The 16,784-nt window shown below is 45.2% G+C and carries 9 protein-coding genes and 5 pseudogenes; 11 read left to right on the top strand and 3 right to left on the bottom strand.

Features of this window, described 5'->3' with window-relative positions; genetic code table 11:
• Nucleotides 1–363: 363 nt before the first annotated feature.
• Nucleotides 364–1,509, bottom strand: a complete 1,146-nt coding sequence (locus UA76_RS10190) for a Na/Pi symporter (RefSeq protein ID WP_047045616.1) — start codon at nucleotides 1,507–1,509, stop codon at nucleotides 364–366.
• A 426-nt stretch (nucleotides 1,510–1,935) separates the two neighbouring features.
• Here UA76_RS10190 and nhaR point away from each other — a divergent pair.
• Together nhaR and UA76_RS10200 are read left to right on the top strand one after the other, a co-directional pair.
• A pseudogene (nhaR, locus tag UA76_RS10195) lies at nucleotides 1,936–2,825 on the top strand (transcriptional activator NhaR).
• Nucleotides 2,826–2,930: 105 nt separating this feature from the next.
• A complete protein-coding gene (locus UA76_RS10200) occupies nucleotides 2,931–3,230 on the top strand; it encodes an ArsR/SmtB family transcription factor (protein WP_047045618.1) in 300 nt (99 codons plus the stop codon).
• Between the two features lie 90 nt (nucleotides 3,231–3,320).
• Here the strand turns inward: UA76_RS10200 and rpsT are convergent, their stop codons facing one another.
• Nucleotides 3,321–3,581, bottom strand: coding sequence for a 30S ribosomal protein S20 (rpsT, locus tag UA76_RS10205; protein ID WP_047045621.1), 261 nt, complete (start codon nucleotides 3,579–3,581; stop codon nucleotides 3,321–3,323).
• 259 nt (nucleotides 3,582–3,840) lie between these two features.
• On the opposite strand from rpsT, the pseudogene murJ reads away from it, so the two are divergent.
• The 8 genes and pseudogenes from murJ (at nucleotide 3,841) to UA76_RS24630 (ending at nucleotide 14,467) form a co-directional block, all read left to right on the top strand.
• A pseudogene (gene murJ / locus UA76_RS10210) lies at nucleotides 3,841–5,401 on the top strand (murein biosynthesis integral membrane protein MurJ).
• Nucleotides 5,402–5,473: 72 nt separating this feature from the next.
• On the top strand, nucleotides 5,474–6,406 hold the full coding sequence (gene ribF, locus UA76_RS10215; RefSeq protein ID WP_047045624.1) for a bifunctional riboflavin kinase/FAD synthetase: 933 nt from the start codon (nucleotides 5,474–5,476) through the stop codon (nucleotides 6,404–6,406).
• A 64-nt stretch (nucleotides 6,407–6,470) separates the two neighbouring features.
• Nucleotides 6,471–9,318, top strand: a pseudogene (ileS, locus tag UA76_RS10220) (isoleucine--tRNA ligase).
• A gap of 86 nt (nucleotides 9,319–9,404) precedes the next feature.
• Nucleotides 9,405–9,911 (top strand): signal peptidase II, encoded by a 507-nt coding sequence (lspA, locus tag UA76_RS10225; RefSeq protein ID WP_047045626.1) that lies wholly within the window; start codon nucleotides 9,405–9,407, stop codon nucleotides 9,909–9,911.
• Between the two features lie 122 nt (nucleotides 9,912–10,033).
• A pseudogene (gene fkpB / locus UA76_RS10230) lies at nucleotides 10,034–10,464 on the top strand (FKBP-type peptidyl-prolyl cis-trans isomerase).
• A gap of 78 nt (nucleotides 10,465–10,542) precedes the next feature.
• Nucleotides 10,543–11,492, top strand: a pseudogene (ispH, locus tag UA76_RS10235) (4-hydroxy-3-methylbut-2-enyl diphosphate reductase).
• Nucleotides 11,493–11,702: 210 nt separating this feature from the next.
• Entirely contained in the window at nucleotides 11,703–13,085 is a 1,383-nt protein-coding gene (locus UA76_RS24625; protein ID WP_238322249.1) for a M16 family metallopeptidase, read from the top strand.
• Nucleotides 13,043–14,467 (top strand): M16 family metallopeptidase, encoded by a 1,425-nt coding sequence (locus UA76_RS24630; protein WP_238322250.1) that lies wholly within the window; start codon nucleotides 13,043–13,045, stop codon nucleotides 14,465–14,467. The genes UA76_RS24625 and UA76_RS24630 overlap by 43 nt, the downstream gene beginning before the upstream one ends.
• 83 nt (nucleotides 14,468–14,550) lie before the next feature.
• On the opposite strand, the gene UA76_RS10245 is transcribed toward UA76_RS24630, so the two are convergent.
• On the bottom strand, nucleotides 14,551–16,035 hold the full coding sequence (locus UA76_RS10245) for a carbon starvation CstA family protein (RefSeq protein ID WP_047045629.1): 1,485 nt from the start codon (nucleotides 16,033–16,035) through the stop codon (nucleotides 14,551–14,553).
• A gap of 295 nt (nucleotides 16,036–16,330) precedes the next feature.
• Between UA76_RS10245 and UA76_RS10250 the strand changes: the two genes are divergently transcribed.
• Nucleotides 16,331–16,672 (top strand): DUF2799 domain-containing protein, encoded by a 342-nt coding sequence (locus UA76_RS10250; protein ID WP_047045674.1) that lies wholly within the window; start codon nucleotides 16,331–16,333, stop codon nucleotides 16,670–16,672.
• Nucleotides 16,673–16,784 lie beyond the last annotated feature (112 nt).

The following is a 16,784-nucleotide window of genomic DNA, read 5'->3' on the forward strand; positions in this document are numbered from 1 at the left end:
GGCCTTAGGGCAGCCTTTTTTGTATCTGGAATCAAGAATAGAAATGCGATATGACGCTTCACCCATCTCAAGAACTACCCTGTATATGCTTTATAGCTTTATAGCTTTATAGCTTTATAGCTTTGTAGCTTTGTAGCTTTGTAGATTAGTAGCTAGTTAGCACGGAAGCCAAAGACACACTGGTTGAATGAGTTGGTGGAGAATGGTTGCGTACGACAGTACTGAAGGATTTTTTAAGTGCTAGCCCATAGTGATACGGTTTGCTGAAGTCGTTAGCAGATAACGCTTTGATTCGATAAAAAAAGAGTAGATACGAAAAAGCCCGTAACAGTTGTTACGGGCTTTTGTTTAACTCGGTGGTGATTAAGCGGTTAGGCCTAGAACCAAACCTGGAACCACAAGGAATACTAGAGCTAGATAACCGAACACAACACTCTTGTTTTTAATCGCTTGGTCAGAAATCCAATCAGCACCTTTCACTGGGATTTCACGTAGAACTGGAACACCGAAGATGAACACAGTTGCTAGAATGTTGAACACTAGGTGAACTAGAGCAATTTGCAGTGCAAATACTGCGAACTCACCAGATACTGCCGTTGCTGCGAGTAGAGCGGTAATACAGGTACCGATGTTTGCACCTACAGTGAACGGGTATACGTCACGTACTTTTAGGACACCTGAGCCTACAAGTGGAACCATTAAGCTTGTTGTCGTTGATGATGACTGAACCAATACAGTGACAACAGAGCCAGAGAAGATGCCGTGTAGAGGGCCACGACCAATTGCACCTTTTAGGATTTCACGAGCACGGCCAACCATTAGGCTCTTCATTAGCTTACCCATCACAGTGATAGAGATGAATAGCATTAGCACGCCAAGAGCAATCATAAGGCTGCCACCTACTTGTGGGCCGAAAGTCATCATTGGCTCTTTGATAGCACCAGCGACAGGCTTAGTCAGTGGACCGATTACGTCCATGCTCTTCATGCTTAGGTTACCCGTTGATAGGAACGGTGATACTAACCATTCTGAAGCTTTAGCTAGAACGCCAAACATCATTTCTAGTGGTAGGAAAATCGCAACCGCCAATAGGTTGAAGAAGTCGTGAATAGTTGCACTTGCGAAAGCACGCTTGAACTCTTCTTTATTACGGATATGACCAAGGCTAACAATAGTATTGGTTACTGTTGTACCAATATTTGCACCCATAATCATAGGAATAGCGATGGAAACCGGTAATCCGCCGGCCACAAGGCCAACAATAATAGAGGTTACCGTACTTGATGATTGGATCAGCGCCGTAGCAACCATACCGATCATTAAGCCAGCAACAGGGTGAGATGCGAAAGCGAATAGCTCTTTAGCGTGCCCACCGACAGAAACTTTAAAACCACTACTTACTAGTGAAACTGCAAGAAGTAGAAGATAAAGCATGAACGCCAAGTTAGCCCAGCGCAGCCAACGAGTAGTGCTCGAAATCGGTGCCGCTGTAGTAGTAGCTTGGTTCATAGTTGTTTTCTCCATGCGACCGTTTGAAATGTGTTTGGTCTGTTGTTGAATCTGGAGCCGATACTAGAGATGAAATATTTCAGTAATATGACAATCCTGTGTCATTCGTTTTTTTTTGCGGACCATAACTAAAGGGCGCTATTTGTATGCTTTTTTATTTAACTTAAGTTGTTGAATTTTATTGTTTTTTGTTGAGGTTTTGATGTTGTGAAGTTCCGCGGGTTTTTACGATTTTTTTCTCTAATATAGCGACTGGTTCATGAGAAATATGACACTCTGTAATAAAAGAAATCTAAACCTGTAGGAAATTACGAACTATACAATTGATAATTTCGTAAATACCGAACCTTTGAGCGATAATCAAAGTGTGATATATCTATCGGCTAATTTTCTAAAGCGGTAATTTACCCAAGTGGTCTGAAATTCATGTCTCATTTAAACTATAACCATCTCTATTACTTTTGGATGGTGTGCAAACAAGGCTCAGTAACAAAAGCGGCAGACGCGCTTTTCCTCACGCCTCAAACGGTCACAGGCCAGATCAAAGCACTTGAAGATAGAATGGATGGTAAGTTGACTAAGCGTAATGGCCGAAGCATTGAGCCAACGGAACTTGGCCAGCTCGTCTATAAGTATGCTGACCGTATGTTTGGTTTGAGCTATGAGATGCTCGATATCGTTAACTACAGCCAACGTTCCAACCAGTTGTTTGAAGTTGGTGTGGCTGATGCGCTGTCAAAACGTTTGGTGAGCAAGATTCTAATGACCACTGTGCCAGAAGATAACAGCATTCATCTACGCTGCTTTGAATCAACCCATGAGATGTTGTTGGAGCAGTTGTCACAACATAAGTTGGACATGATTTTGTCCGACTGCCCAGTGGATTCAGGTAAGAGCCCGGGTTTATACAGCAAGAAACTTGGTGAAAGCCGTATGAGTTTTTACTGCACAGGAAATATCGCCGAAGCGGATTTTCCCGCGATTTTAGAACAGCGTAAGTTACTTGTACCAGGAAGTCGCAGTGCGATGGGCCGTAAGGTATTCCAATGGTTTGACAGACAGGGCTTGCAGCCGAACATCTTAGGTGAGTTCGATGATGTTGCTTGATGAAAGCCTTTGCTCGCTACCACAAAGATGCGATTTTCTTAGCGCCTTCATTATATGTAGAAGAAGTCGAGAAAGACTTTCCTCTGCAGTTGATTGGTGACATCGAAGAACTGCGTGAAGAGTACTATGTGATCTTTGCTGAGCGCATGATTCAGCACCCTGCAGTAAAGAATGTTTGTGACGCGGATTTTACAGATCTGTTTCTATAGTGGCTATTTATTAACCATGAAATTAATATAAGTATATGAATGACTCGATTGTTGCGTGTAATCGAGTAAAATCAAACGATTATTGTTGTTCGATAAGGGTTGTTGATGAATCTGCAAGATATGGAAAAGAATTCAGCTGAAGCCGTCGTATTGCTCAAAGCAATGGCCAATGAAAGGCGATTGCAGATCTTATGCTTGTTACACAACCAAGAGCTTTCTGTAGGGGAACTGTGCGGAATGCTTGAGCTAAGCCAATCTGCTCTATCGCAACATTTAGCTTGGTTAAGACGAGATGGATTGGTGAATACTCGCAAAGAGGCTCAAACCGTTTACTACACGTTGAGCAGCCACGAAGTGCGCGCCATGATTGAGCTTCTTCATGGTTTGTACTGCGGCGACGAGTAATAGTCTAGTTTGATGATGTTTTAAAAAGATGCAGATATAAAAAAACCGGCAAAAGCCGGTTTTTTTGTTCTCTTAGAAATCGAAACTCTATTAAAGAGCTTTGATCGCTGCAGAGAAACGAGACTTGTGACGAGCTGCTTTATTCTTATGAATAAGGCCTTTAGTCGCCATACGGTCTAGTAGTGGTGTAACTGCAGCGAATGCAGCAGTTGCAGCTTCTTTGTCGCCAGCTTCGATAGCAGCGATAGTTTTCTTCATGTAAGTGCGCATCATAGAACGACGGCTAGCGTTGTGCTGGCGACGTTTCTCAGCTTGGATAGCGCGCTTCTTAGCAGATTTACTGTTTGCCAAGGGTCTAACTCCCAAAAACTTAGTTCGGTGACAATTTAAGGGCGAGGAATATCCCTCATTTGCGCCTTATTGTCAAATGATTTGTGCAAAAACCCATCTAAGCCAAACAAATTTTGGAATGAAAAGGTTATCGCGGTTAAGATGGCGTGGATTCTAACAGTATTTTTATACCAATGCTAATACTTATCTTATCTGTGGCTGACATTCTCTCAGGGATTAGAAAGATAATGATTGGATGTATGTGTCTACAGAGGTTTTTGTGAGTAAACGTCTTCTCAAGTCGGGCATGATTGTCAGTGCTATGACGCTGATTTCTCGTGTATTAGGTCTCGTTCGAGATGTGGTGGTAGCCAACCTAATGGGGGCTGGTGCCAGTGCCGATGTTTTTTTCTTCGCCAATAAAATCCCTAATTTTCTTCGCCGTTTATTTGCCGAAGGGGCTTTTTCTCAAGCATTTGTCCCTGTTCTAACAGAATATCACGCCGCTGGAGATATGAACAAAACTCGCGATTTAATCGCAAAAGCCGCTGGTACGCTCGGAGTCATAGTCTCTATTGTTACCTTATTGGGTGTTTTGGGCTCCGGGGTTGTTACCGCGCTATTTGGCTTCGGTTGGTTTTTAGATTGGATGAATGGCGGCCCTTCGGCTGAGAAGTTCGAACTCGCCAGCTTCATGTTGAAAATTACCTTTCCTTATTTATGGTTCATCACCTTTGTCGCCCTATCTGGCGCTATTTTGAATACCTTAGGTAAGTTTGCCGTTTCTTCCTTTACCCCTGTGTTTCTCAACGTGATGATCATTCTCTCTGCTTGGTTCATCGCTCCGCAGCTGTCTCAGCCGGAAGTGGGCTTGGCGATCGGGGTATTTCTTGGTGGTTTGGTGCAGTTCCTGTTTCAAATGCCTTTCCTTATTAAAGCGGGCGTCTTAGTAAAACCAAAGTGGGGATGGCGCGATCCGGGGGTCGTTAAAATTCGAACCTTAATGATCCCGGCACTGTTTGGTGTTTCAGTCAGCCAGATCAACTTGCTGTTTGACACCTTTATTGCCAGTTTTCTTGAAACGGGATCGATCAGTTGGCTCTATTACTCTGATCGTTTATTGGAGTTCCCGCTTGGGCTATTTGGTATGCTATCGCGACCGTTATTTTGCCAGCACTTTCTCGTAAACATGTCGATGCGCAGAGCCAAGCTTTGCCAATACTATGGATTGGGGCATAAAGGTTGTCACACTGCTGGGTATACCGGCAATGCTGGGATTAATGGTGTTGGCTAAGCCTATGCTAATGGTTCTATTTATGCGCGGTGAGTTTTCACCGCAAGATGTCCATTATGCTTCTTTATCTTTGCTGGCCTACGCATCCGGCTTACTCAACTTCATGTTGATTAAAGTGCTCGCGCCTGGCTATTACTCAAGGCAGGATACCAAAACGCCTGTTAAGTACGGCATCATCGCGATGGTGAGCAACATGGTATTCAATGCCATTTTCGCGTGGTTCTATGGCTACGTGGGGCTTGCAATGGCAACCGCTTTGTCTGCGTTGGTCAACATGGTGCTCTTATATCGCGGTTTGCATATTCAAAACGTCTACCGATTAACTCGTTCTACCTTGCTGTTTATTGTGCGACTGGTGGTTGCTGGTGGTGCCATGGTTGCAGCTATATTGTGGCAGCTTGAAGAGATGTCGGTGTGGCTGACTTGGAGCTTTATGGAGCGCGTCTTTACGCTAGCGATGTTGATCGGTTTCGGTGCTGTCGTCTATTTAGTCAGTTTGCTGGTTATGGGGATTCGTTTAAAAGACTTAAAAGCCGCGACAGAGTAATGCAGATTAGTATATAATCCGTCGGTTTCACGCTATTGACATTCGAGCTCGACAAGTATTTAGTGCATTCTAATGGAATTAATTCGCGGTATTCACAATATACATGCTAAGCATCACGGTTGTGTGCTTACCATAGGTAACTTCGACGGTGTTCATTTAGGACATCAGCAGGTACTCAATCAAGTATCTGAACAAGCAAAGCTTTTAGGTTTGCCGTCGGTAGTTATGACGTTTGAACCTCAACCATTAGAGTTATTTGCTCGAGATAAGGCGCCTGCTCGTTTAGCGCGCCTTCGAGATAAATACGTGCAGCTAGGTAAGCTTGATATCGACAGGTTGTTGTGTGTTAACTTCAATCGCCACTTCGCTGACTTGACCGCTGAGGCATTTATCTCTGAATTGCTGGTCGAAAAATTGGGTGTTAAATTCCTAGTCATTGGGGATGATTTTTGTTTCGGCAAAGGTCGAAAAGGCAACTTTGAAATGCTAAAACAAGCGGGTGAGAAGTTTGGCTTTGAAGTCGTGAGTACTCAAAGCTTCTGCCTGCAGCAGTTAAGAGTAAGCAGCACAGCAATTAGGCAGGCATTGGCCGCAGATAAACTTGATGAAGCGGCGTCGATGTTGGGGCGTGAATACAGTATCAGTGGCCGTGTGTCTCATGGCCGAAAGCTTGGGAGAACCATTGGGTTTCCTACGGCGAACATACCTTTAAAAAGGTGTGTGTCTCCAGTATCAGGTGTTTATGTCGTTAAAGCGCAAGGTATTGGAGAACAAGCGATTGGTGGCGTTGCGAATATAGGCCAACGTCCAACGGTGAACGGGGTTCGCCAACAGTTAGAAGTGCACCTGTTTGACTTTAAAGGTAACTTATATGGCAAACAGCTAGAAGTGTCACTTCTGCATAAGCTTCGCGAGGAGATTAAGTTCGAGTCGTTTGAAGCTCTGAAACAACAAATAGAATTGGATGCTGAAGCAGCAAGGGTGTGGCTGCGTCAGCTAGACTGAGTGGTTTAGTTCGCCACTTGGCATAATGTCTAACCGTCACCCAACACAACGGAATTAAGAATCGATGAGTGAGTATAAAGATACCCTGAACTTACCTGAAACAGGGTTTCCAATGCGCGGCAATCTGGCGAATCGTGAGCCAGAAATGCTTAAGCGTTGGTACAAAGAAGACCTTTACGGCGCAATCCGTGAAGCGAAGAAAGGCAAAAAATCTTTCGTTCTACATGATGGTCCTCCATATGCGAATGGTGACATCCATATTGGCCACGCGCTAAACAAGATTCTTAAAGACATTATTATTAAATCCAAAACACTTTCTGGTTTTGATGCACCATACATTCCTGGTTGGGACTGTCATGGTCTACCAATCGAACTAATGGTAGAGAAAAAGAAAGGCAAAACCAGGCCAAAAAATCTCTGCGGCTGAGTTCCGCGAAGAGTGTCGTAAGTACGCGGCAGGTCAGGTAGAAGGTCAAAAAGAGAGCTTCAAACGCCTTGGTATCATGGGTGAGTGGGACAAGCCTTACCGCACTATGGATTTTGCTACTGAAGCAAACATCATCCGTGCACTGGGTAAGATTGCTGACAATGGCCACTTGCTGAAAGGTTTCAAACCTGTTCACTGGTGTACAGACTGTGGTTCTGCACTTGCGGAAGCAGAAGTCGAGTACAAAGACAAAGTATCGCCGTCTATCGACGTTCGCTTTAAAGCAGCAGATGAATCTGCGCTTCTGTCTAAGTTCTCATTGAGCGACGGTCATGAAGGTGAAGGCGATATCTCAATCGTTATCTGGACAACTACACCATGGACTCTGCCAGCAAACCGCGCGGTATGTCTACGTGATGATCTAGAGTACGTACTGATTCAAGTAGAAGGTGAGACGAAAGAGCGTATCATCGTTGCTTCTGAACTAGCGAAAGATGTTATGGATCGTGCCGGTATCGAGCACTTCCATAACCTTGGCTTTGCGAAAGGTGCTGATCTAGAGCTATCTCAGTTCAACCACCCATTCTACGATTTCTCTGTGCCTGCGATCCTTGGTGATCACGTGACAACAGAATCTGGTACTGGTGTGGTTCATACCGCTCCTGGCCACGGTCAAGAAGACTTCGCTGTCGGTCAAAAGTACGACCTAGAAGTAGCGAACCCAGTCGGTTCAAACGGTGTTTACCTGCCAGATACTGAGCTATTTGCTGGTCAGCACGTATTTAAAGCAAACGATGTAGTTGTTGAGACGCTAAAAGAAAAAGGCGCGCTTCTTCACCATCACGCATACGAGCACAGCTACCCGCACTGCTGGCGCCATAAAACGCCAATTATTTTCCGTGCAACACCACAGTGGTTCGTATCAATGGACCAAGCTGGCCTACGTGCAAAAGCACTAGAGTCAATTAAAGGTGTTGAGTGGATGCCTGAGTGGGGTCAAAGCCGTATCGAAGGTATGATTGAAGGTCGCCCTGAGTGGTGTATCTCTCGTCAACGTACTTGGGGTGTGCCGATTGCTTTGTTCGTTCATAAAGAGACTGCAGAGCTTCATCCAAACACCATTGAACTTGTTGAGAAAGTCGCTCAGCTCGTTGAAGAAAAAGGCATTCAAGCTTGGTGGGATCTAGAAATCTCTGATCTTCTGGGCGAAGAAGCAGATAAGTACGAGAAAGTACTGGATACGCTAGATGTATGGTTCGACTCGGGTGTCACTCACTACTCTGTAGTAGACGCTCGCGAAGAGTATAACGGTGCGTCAGCAGACCTTTACCTAGAAGGTTCAGACCAACACCGTGGTTGGTTCCAGTCTTCACTGATTTCATCTATCGCGATGAAAGATGAAGCTCCATACAAGCAAGTGCTAACGCACGGCTTCGTGGTTGATGGTCAAGGCCGTAAGATGTCAAAATCTATCGGTAATGTGGTTGCACCAAAAGATGTCACTAACAAGCTAGGTGCTGACATCTTGCGTCTATGGGTGGCTTCAACTGACTACACGGGTGAAGTGGCGGTTTCTGATGAAATCCTAAAACGCTCGGCTGACGCTTACCGCCGTATCCGAAACACATCGCGTTTCTTCCTAGCGAACCTTAACGGTTTCAACCCAGAAACGGATTTGGTACCTGCGGATGAAATGGTTGCACTTGATCGTTGGGCAGTAGGTCGCGCATTGGCTGCTCAAGAAGAGATCATCAAAGCGTACGGCGAGTACAACACGCACGCAGTAACGCAGCGTCTAATGCAGTTCTGTTCAATTGAAATGGGCTCATTCTACCTAGACGTAATCAAAGACCGTCAGTACACAGCGAAACGAGGCGGCCACGCTCAGCGTAGTTGTCAATCGGCGCTTTACTACATCGTAGAAGCACTGGTTCGTTGGATGGCACCTATTATGTCTTTCACTGCAGATGAAATCTGGAACGAAATGCCAGCAACTCTGCCAAGTGGTGAAAGCCGTGATAAGTTCGTATTTACTGGTGAGTGGTACGAAGGCCTGTTCGGTCTTGCTGAAGGTGAAGAGCTAAACAACGAATTCTGGGCTCAAATCCAAACTGTTCGTGGTTCAGTGAACAAGCTTCTTGAAGATGCACGTAAAGAGAAGACTATTGGTGGCGCACTTCAAGCTGAAGTGGCTCTGTTTGCTGATGACGCATTAGCGGCAACTATCAACAAGCTAGAAGACGAGCTTCGTTTCGTTCTACTGACGTCAGCTGCAGTTGTGAAACCTTTAAGCGAGAAGTCAGACAGCGCACAAGCGACTGAGCTAGAAGGTCTATTCGTAGAAGTGAAAGCAACAGAAGCGAAGAAGTGTGACCGTTGTTGGCACCACACACCAGACGTTGGCACAATCGAAGGTCATGAAACTATCTGTGGCCGTTGTGTATCAAACGTAGATGGTGAAGGTGAGGTTCGTAAGTTCGCGTAATCTTACGTGAAATTGACTTCGACATACTGAACTTTTTATCAAGTTTGCAGCCCCAGTTATTACTGGGGCTATTTTTAGGTAAAGTAATGAGCAATCAAACGTTTACATGGAAAGAATCAGGCATTCGCTGGCTATGGTTAGCGTTCGTGATTTTTATCGCTGATATCGCTATTAAATTTTATGTATTGGAAAATATTGGTTATGGCTGGGCAAACCGCATCGAAGTCTTGCCTTTCTTCAACATTCTCCATGTACATAACTATGGTGCAGCATTCAGTTTTCTAAGTGAGCAAGCAGGATGGCAGCGTTGGTTCTTCACCGGTATTGCCTTTATTGTCACTGGATTACTGACTTACTGGATGAGTAAGTTACCCGCGAAAGAGAAGTGGAATAACCTCGCATATGCCATGATTATTGGCGGTGCGGTTGGTAATGTATTCGACCGTGTTGTACATGGCTTTGTTGTTGATTACTTAGACTTTTTCTGGGGAACCTACCATTGGCCTGCATTCAACTTGGCAGATTCAACCATCTGTATTGGCGCAGCAATGATCATCTTGGATGGTTTTCGAAAGAAAGAATCTGAAAGTTAGAGTCAGGTAGATAAACTGATAACCCTAAGAGCTGTCCGTTGATTCGGTCGGCTCTTTTTTATATAACGGTGTGTCAATAATGATAACTAGATTGCCGCATGGCAGCACAAGGAAGAATAAACGTGACAACAATAGCCCAAAACTCCGCAGTAACCCTACATTTTACGATTAAACTAAAAGATGGCTCAGTGGCGGATAGCACTCATAATATGGGGAAGCCAGCCAAATTCGTAATGGGTGATGGTAGCCTGAGTGAGAATTTCGAATCTTGTTTGTTGGGCCTGACTGTAGGTGACAACCAAGTGATTGAACTAAAAGCACAAGATGCATTTGGACTGCCAAATCCAGATAACATCCACCATATGGACAGAGCTAAGTTTGTGGGTGATGCGGAAGTGGAAGTCGGTACCATCATGGCGTTTTCTGGCCAGATGGCGCTGAAATTCCTGGCATTATTACTGAGGTCGCTGGTGATTCAGTCACTGTTGATTTCAATCACCCGTTAGCGGGGCAGGATGTCAGCTTTGAAGTTGAAATTTTGTCTGTCGACTAACTTGACGTAGAATAGCCGCCCAGCAAAGAACATACCTCACAGCAGCAAATAAAGAGCAGCAAAGTAAAGAGTAGTGAAATGAAAATCTTATTAGCCAACCCTCGCGGCTTTTGTGCAGGCGTTGACCGTGCGATTAGCATTGTTGAGCGTGCACTAGAGATGTACCAGCCCCAATTTATGTTCGTCACGAAGTGGTGCATAACCGTTTTGTTGTGGAAGGCTTAAAGCAGCGCGGTGCGATATTTGTTGAAGAGCTCCATGAAGTGCCTGACGACAATATTGTTATCTTTTCTGCTCACGGTGTTTCTCAAGCGGTAAGAAAAGAAGCCAAAGATCGCGACCTGACCGTATTCGACGCAACCTGCCCATTGGTAACAAAAGTTCACATGGAAGTTGCGCGCGCCAGCCGTAAAAATATGGAAGTGGTGTTGATTGGCCATGCGGGCCATCCAGAAGTGGAAGGAACCATGGGTCAATATGCCAGTAATGATGGTGGCATGTACCTTGTCGAAACACCTGCTGATGTTGAGCCTTTGAAAGCGAAAGTGAAGAACCCTGAAAATCTTCACTATGTAAGCCAAACCACGCTTTCTGTGGATGAAACGGCTGATGTCATTGATGAGCTGCGCCGAGTGTTCCCTGATATCCAAGGACCACGAAAAGATGATATTTGCTACGCGACGCAGAACCGCCAAGATGCCGTACGCGAACTGTCGAGTGATGTTGATGTGATGGTGGTTGTGGGTTCTAAAAACTCCTCGAACTCAACTCGTTTGAAAGAGCTAGCAGAGAAACTCGGCACGCCGGGTTACTTAACGGATTGTCCTGAAGACATCAAACCGGAATGGTTTGAGGGTAAGGTCAAAGTGGGTGTGACCGCAGGTGCATCGGCGCCAGAAGAGCTGGTTGACCAAATTCTTGAGCGCATCAAGCAACTTGGTGCAGACTCGGTCGAAAATGTTCTGGGCCGTGAAGAGAACATGTTCTTCGAAGTGCCTAAAGAGCTGCAAATCAAACAAGTCGATTAACGGGTTTGATACGTATTAATTAGCCTCATGCTTGGTAAAAGTGTGAGGCTTTTTTGTTTTGAGTAGAAGAAAATGGCATGGCTCTGATAGTGTTATCAGTTTCATAATTGGTAGTTATGGGTCGCATTTTTATTGAAATTTCACGGATGTTTCACAGTTGAGGTGAGCTAGCCGTTATAGTGCTCTAAGTTATTGGACTAGGAGATGTTCATGCAAGTAGCTAAAAAATGGCTTTTTTTATTTGTAGTACTACTTATTGTCGGCTGTAACACACAGCTGGACACCCCAATTCCAGAAGATGAAAACTGGACCCATCATCAGCTCGACAACGGGCTAAAATACCACCTATACCCAACCGACGATGACGAAATATCGATCCGACTGATGATTCATGCGGGCTCAATGCAGGAGTCTGAAGAGCAAAAAGGTTACGCCCACTTTGTTGAGCATATGGCATTTAATGGAAGCCGTAACTTCACTGGCAATGACGTCATCAAACTATTTGAGAAAACAGGTGGCAGCTTCGGCGCTGATATCAATGCATTCACGGGTTATCAATTGACCAACTACAAGATGGATCTATCTGACAAAGAACATCTTGAGTTAGCAATGACATGGATGCGCGACGTTGCTGATGGCATCGCGTTTGCTCCAGAGCAAGTAGAAAAAGAGAAAGGCGTGATACTGGGAGAGTTTCGATTCTCACGCCCAGAAGATAAGCCGCTATTTTTCAAAGCTTATGAAGCATCGGTTGAAGGTACGGTGCTAGAACACCTCGATCCACTGGGTACCAAAGAGTCTGTTCAGCAAGCAACGTCTGAGGGGCTGAAGGGCTATTATCACAAATGGTATCAACCACAGAATGCTGAGCTGATTATTGCAGGTAACATCAGCAAAGACGAAATTGCTAAGCTAATCGTAGCTCAATTCTCAAGCTGGAGAAACAGCGGAGATCCAGCAGTAGAGAAGCAGAGAACGACGGCTGTTAACAATGATTCTCGCTCATTACCTTCGGGTGATAAAGAGTCGCCGAGCCTACACTTCATCATTGATCGAGGCCAGATGGCGGTCAGAACGGTTGAAGACCAAAAGAAAAACTGGCGTGATGATGTTGCTCAGCAGTTGATCAACCAGCGTATTTCTGCGGTCTTTAACGATGCAGCTTTGGCTGTCCAGTATACTGGAGTCTACAGTCAATGGATTGAGTACAATCGATACGCAGTGGGGAGTATTGCTTTTTCTGCGGAACAAAGAGAAGTCACAGAGACGCTTTTCTTAGAAACGTTGAGCTCTCTGAGAGACCATGGTGTCAGTCAAAATGAACTTGATACCATCATGGCTGGTTATCAGAGTTTGTTAGCTAACCTAGATAGCGATTGGGATAAGCGTAAGCCAGCTCAAATTGTCGATCAAAAGGTCTTCTCAATTGAGCAAGCTATGCCTATGCAAAGTCGTGAGACTTCTCGTCAGGCGCTCACATCGTTCATTGCCAATGTTGATCTTAAAGGAATCAACAAAAACATTGATGACTTGCTGTCATCAGAAGTGAATTGGCTTCAGGCTACAGCGCCGATGAGTCACCAGAGGCGATGAAGCAGCGCTTGGCACAAATACCTCAGCTCTACTCACAAGAAGGGATAAAGCCACTAGCACTTGCGAGTGTAGCATCTGAGTTAGTGCAGCCGAGTAATGAAGGGGAGATTGTTGGTCGCACTCAGTATGATGAAAACATGACGGTCTGGCAGTTGAGTAACGGCGTTGAAGTTTGGTACCAACGCGATGCAAAAGCGGGCGAAAGAGCCTACATGGTTTATGCGAGTCAGGGCGGAAAAGCGGCTTTGGATCCCGATCTATTTGCCGCCAGTGATGTGCTTGTTCCTGCCGCCGCTCGTAGTGGGTTAGGGGAGTTCAGTGGCGCTCAACTTGACAGCTTCTTCAAGAAGAACGACTTGTTAGTTATTCCATTCGTTGGGCTCACTTATCATGGTATTGAGCTGAACAGTAAAATTGCAGAGCTCCCACTTGCTCTCAACGCGATTTTCAACATATCGACTGAAATCAATCTAGAGCTACGTCAGCTCGAAGCGGTGAAGCAAGAGTTCTATCAAAATAACTCGACATTCTTCAATTCACCGGAAGGCAAGTGGTACAAAGCGATCAATGCTGGTACGTACAAAGCAGACAGTAAGCACCGTTTTGTTATGAACTCAGATATGACGGGAGTTAACTCCGAGCAAGTCTTGCAGGTTCACAAGACACTGTTTGGATATAATCGGAATAATAAGCTTGTCATCATTGCAGATGTTGAGCCTGAGCAATTGGCTCCGATGTTACGCAAATATATTGCATCCATTACTTTTAGTGATTCTCAAACCGAAGAACTAAATTTGGACAATGGCTACATTCAAGCTATTGAACCGCAGGTGCAAGTCGCGGAAAGCAGTGAGTCGGGCATCACGCTGCTGACACGACTGGTTAACTCACAAGGAATGCCTAAGCTTGGCAAGGATGTGTTCGCTGAAGAAGTATTGCAGCGCATCGCAAGTGCACGATTACTTACAGAGGTCAGAGAAAATCGCGGTTTGGATTACTCTCCAGAGGTATTCCCTGTAACCCAGGATGGTGAGTTAGTATCCGATTGGTTTGTGACAGTTAAGGTGACCAAAGATGATTTGGACGAAGTGAACCAAGCGCTCGGGAAGATGTTCAATGGGTTAGCCACTTCGATTACCGAAGAAGAGGTTACAACGGCCGCGAAACAGTTGGCGACGGCGGTGAAACCAATCAATGATGACCCGGGTCAGCGAGCTTGGTTCTATAGTCGTTACTTGATTCATGGCTACGGAATTGATGCACTGATGGATATTGACGCGACGGCAAATAGCATCACACTGAAAGATATTCAGCAGCGCGCGGATTGGTCGTTTGGTGCTAATACACAGAAGATGATTGCAACGTTAACGCCGAAAAAATAGCGGGATAACCCCACTGTCTAACCGACACAAAAAAGCCAATCTAGATTAGATTGGCTTTTTTTTATTTTGTGCGACTCTATTTACTATGAAGAAGTAGCAACGGTTTCTGGTTTGTCTTCATCAGCGAGCTCATCTTCGCCTTTACCCTTTGAGCGTTTGATCACCAGTGCAGTTACACCCAGAGTGAAGATCATGCCTGCAATGGTTGAAACGTTCATTGGTAAGCCAAAGCCTAGTGTGCTGTTATTTAGGATAAAGGTGACGACTACCGTAGTCATGAACATTGCTGGAACCGTGGTTACCCAGTGCAGCTTGTTGTGACGTAGTAGGTAAGCAGACGCTGTCCACAGCATCATTACCGCTGTTGTTTGGTTAGCGAAACCGAAGTAGCGCCAGATAATTCCGAAGTCTACTTGAGTTAAGATGCCACCGATAACGAACAGTGGGATAGCCATCATTAGACGATTGCGCAGCGTGCGCTGTTCCATGTTGAAGTATTCAGCAAGGATTAGACGGCTTGAACGGAATGCAGTATCGCCAGAGGTAATTGGCAGGATAACCACGCCTAGGAAAGCGATGATGCCACCAAACACGCCTAGTAGGCCGAATGAAGCGCTGTATACCACGTTACCTGGGCCGCCGTTTGCTACCGCTTCACCAAGAAGTTCGATTGAACCGAAGAACGATAGCGCGATTGCACACCAGATAAGGGCGATAACACCTTCGCCAATCATTGCACCGTAGAATACGAAGCGGCCATTCTTCTCATTTTCCATACAACGCGCCATTAGTGGAGACTGAGTTGCGTGGAAGCCAGAGATGGCACCACATGCGATAGTGATGAATAGTGCAGGCCAGATAGGCATATCATTCGGGTTTAAGTTAGTGAACATGTCGCTGACTTGGAAGTCGCCCATTACCGTGTGCTCGCTTGAGAACGCAACAGCAGTAATTAGGCCAACTGACATGAAGATAAGCAGTGCGCCGAACAGTGGGTAGAAACGGCCGATGATCTTATCAACAGGTACGATTGTCGCGATGATGTAGTATCCGAAGATGATGGCAACCATAGTGCTCATGGTTACTGTCATGTTGGTTTGGTCGTTGATTAGGTTAGTAATCATGCCTGCTGGTGCAGATACGAATACAACGCCCACAAGAAGCAGCAAGACAATGGCAAAAATGTTCATAAAATGTTTGGCGCCTTTGCCTAGGTAACGACCTGTGATTGTTGGTACTGATGCGCCACCGTTGCGAACAGATAGCATGCCAGAGAAGTAGTCATGAACTGCACCCGCGAAGATACAACCAATAACAATCCATAGCATCGCTGCTGGGCCGTAAAGTGCACCCATGATTGGGCCGAAGATTGGACCCACGCCAGCAATGTTAAGTAGCTGAACAAGGTAAACCTTCTTGGTTGACATAGGTACGTAGTCAACGCCATCTGCTTTGGTATGTGCAGGTGTTTGACGCTTTTCGTTAATGCCGAACACTTTCTCAATGAAAGTACCGTAAATAAAGTATCCACCGATAAGTAGGCCGACACAGGTTAGAAACCACATCATGACTTCATTTCCTCTGGGTTAAATTTGTAATCTCATGGTGGATATTAAATAAGCGTGAGGCAACAAACATCCTGTTTTGGGGTGAGTGGTGATATAGAGAAGTAAACGGTTGCTATAGCTATTGAGTGGTTTGTTGATTAATTGAGTGGCACTGCGAAAAGGTCAGTGGTTTGAATAGCTATTGAGCGGTTGGAATCACATTTGAATGGTTGAATCGATAAGTGAGTGGTCAACTAAGACATTTAGTGGCATGGTGTATCTATTCCACATACGGACTTATGGACTTAAAAGAATGATAAAAAAACTGACTTTAGTACTGACTGCTGGTTTACTTTTTGGTTGTGCAAGTTCAACGGAACAATTGGCTGAGGATGGCAATTGGTATCAAATTGGCTATCAAGATGGTGTTGCAGGCCATACGCAACGTTCTCTGAAAGAGCTGAGTGAGCTAGGCAGCGTGGTGGGCTCGGATTACGATGCGGGCTACTTAGAAGGCGTTAATGAGTACTGTAATGCCGATTTTGCTTATCAAATGGGTCTGTCAGGACAATACTATGAAGGCGTTTGTGAGGGAACCGAAGAAGCTCAACGTTTTCGTATGGAATGGCAGCGCGGCTGGAACGAATACGCGAACTAACGCAAGTTCTTTTACAGAATAGCAATCGCAAGAATGAGTAAAGGGCTAACCCAATGATTGGGTTAGCCCTTTTTACATGAACCGTTTCTAGATAACTTACGGATGGTTGTGG

The sequence above is a fragment of the Vibrio mexicanus genome, assembly GCF_001012815.1.
GTDB classification, from domain to species: Bacteria; Pseudomonadota; Gammaproteobacteria; order Enterobacterales; family Vibrionaceae; genus Vibrio; species Vibrio mexicanus.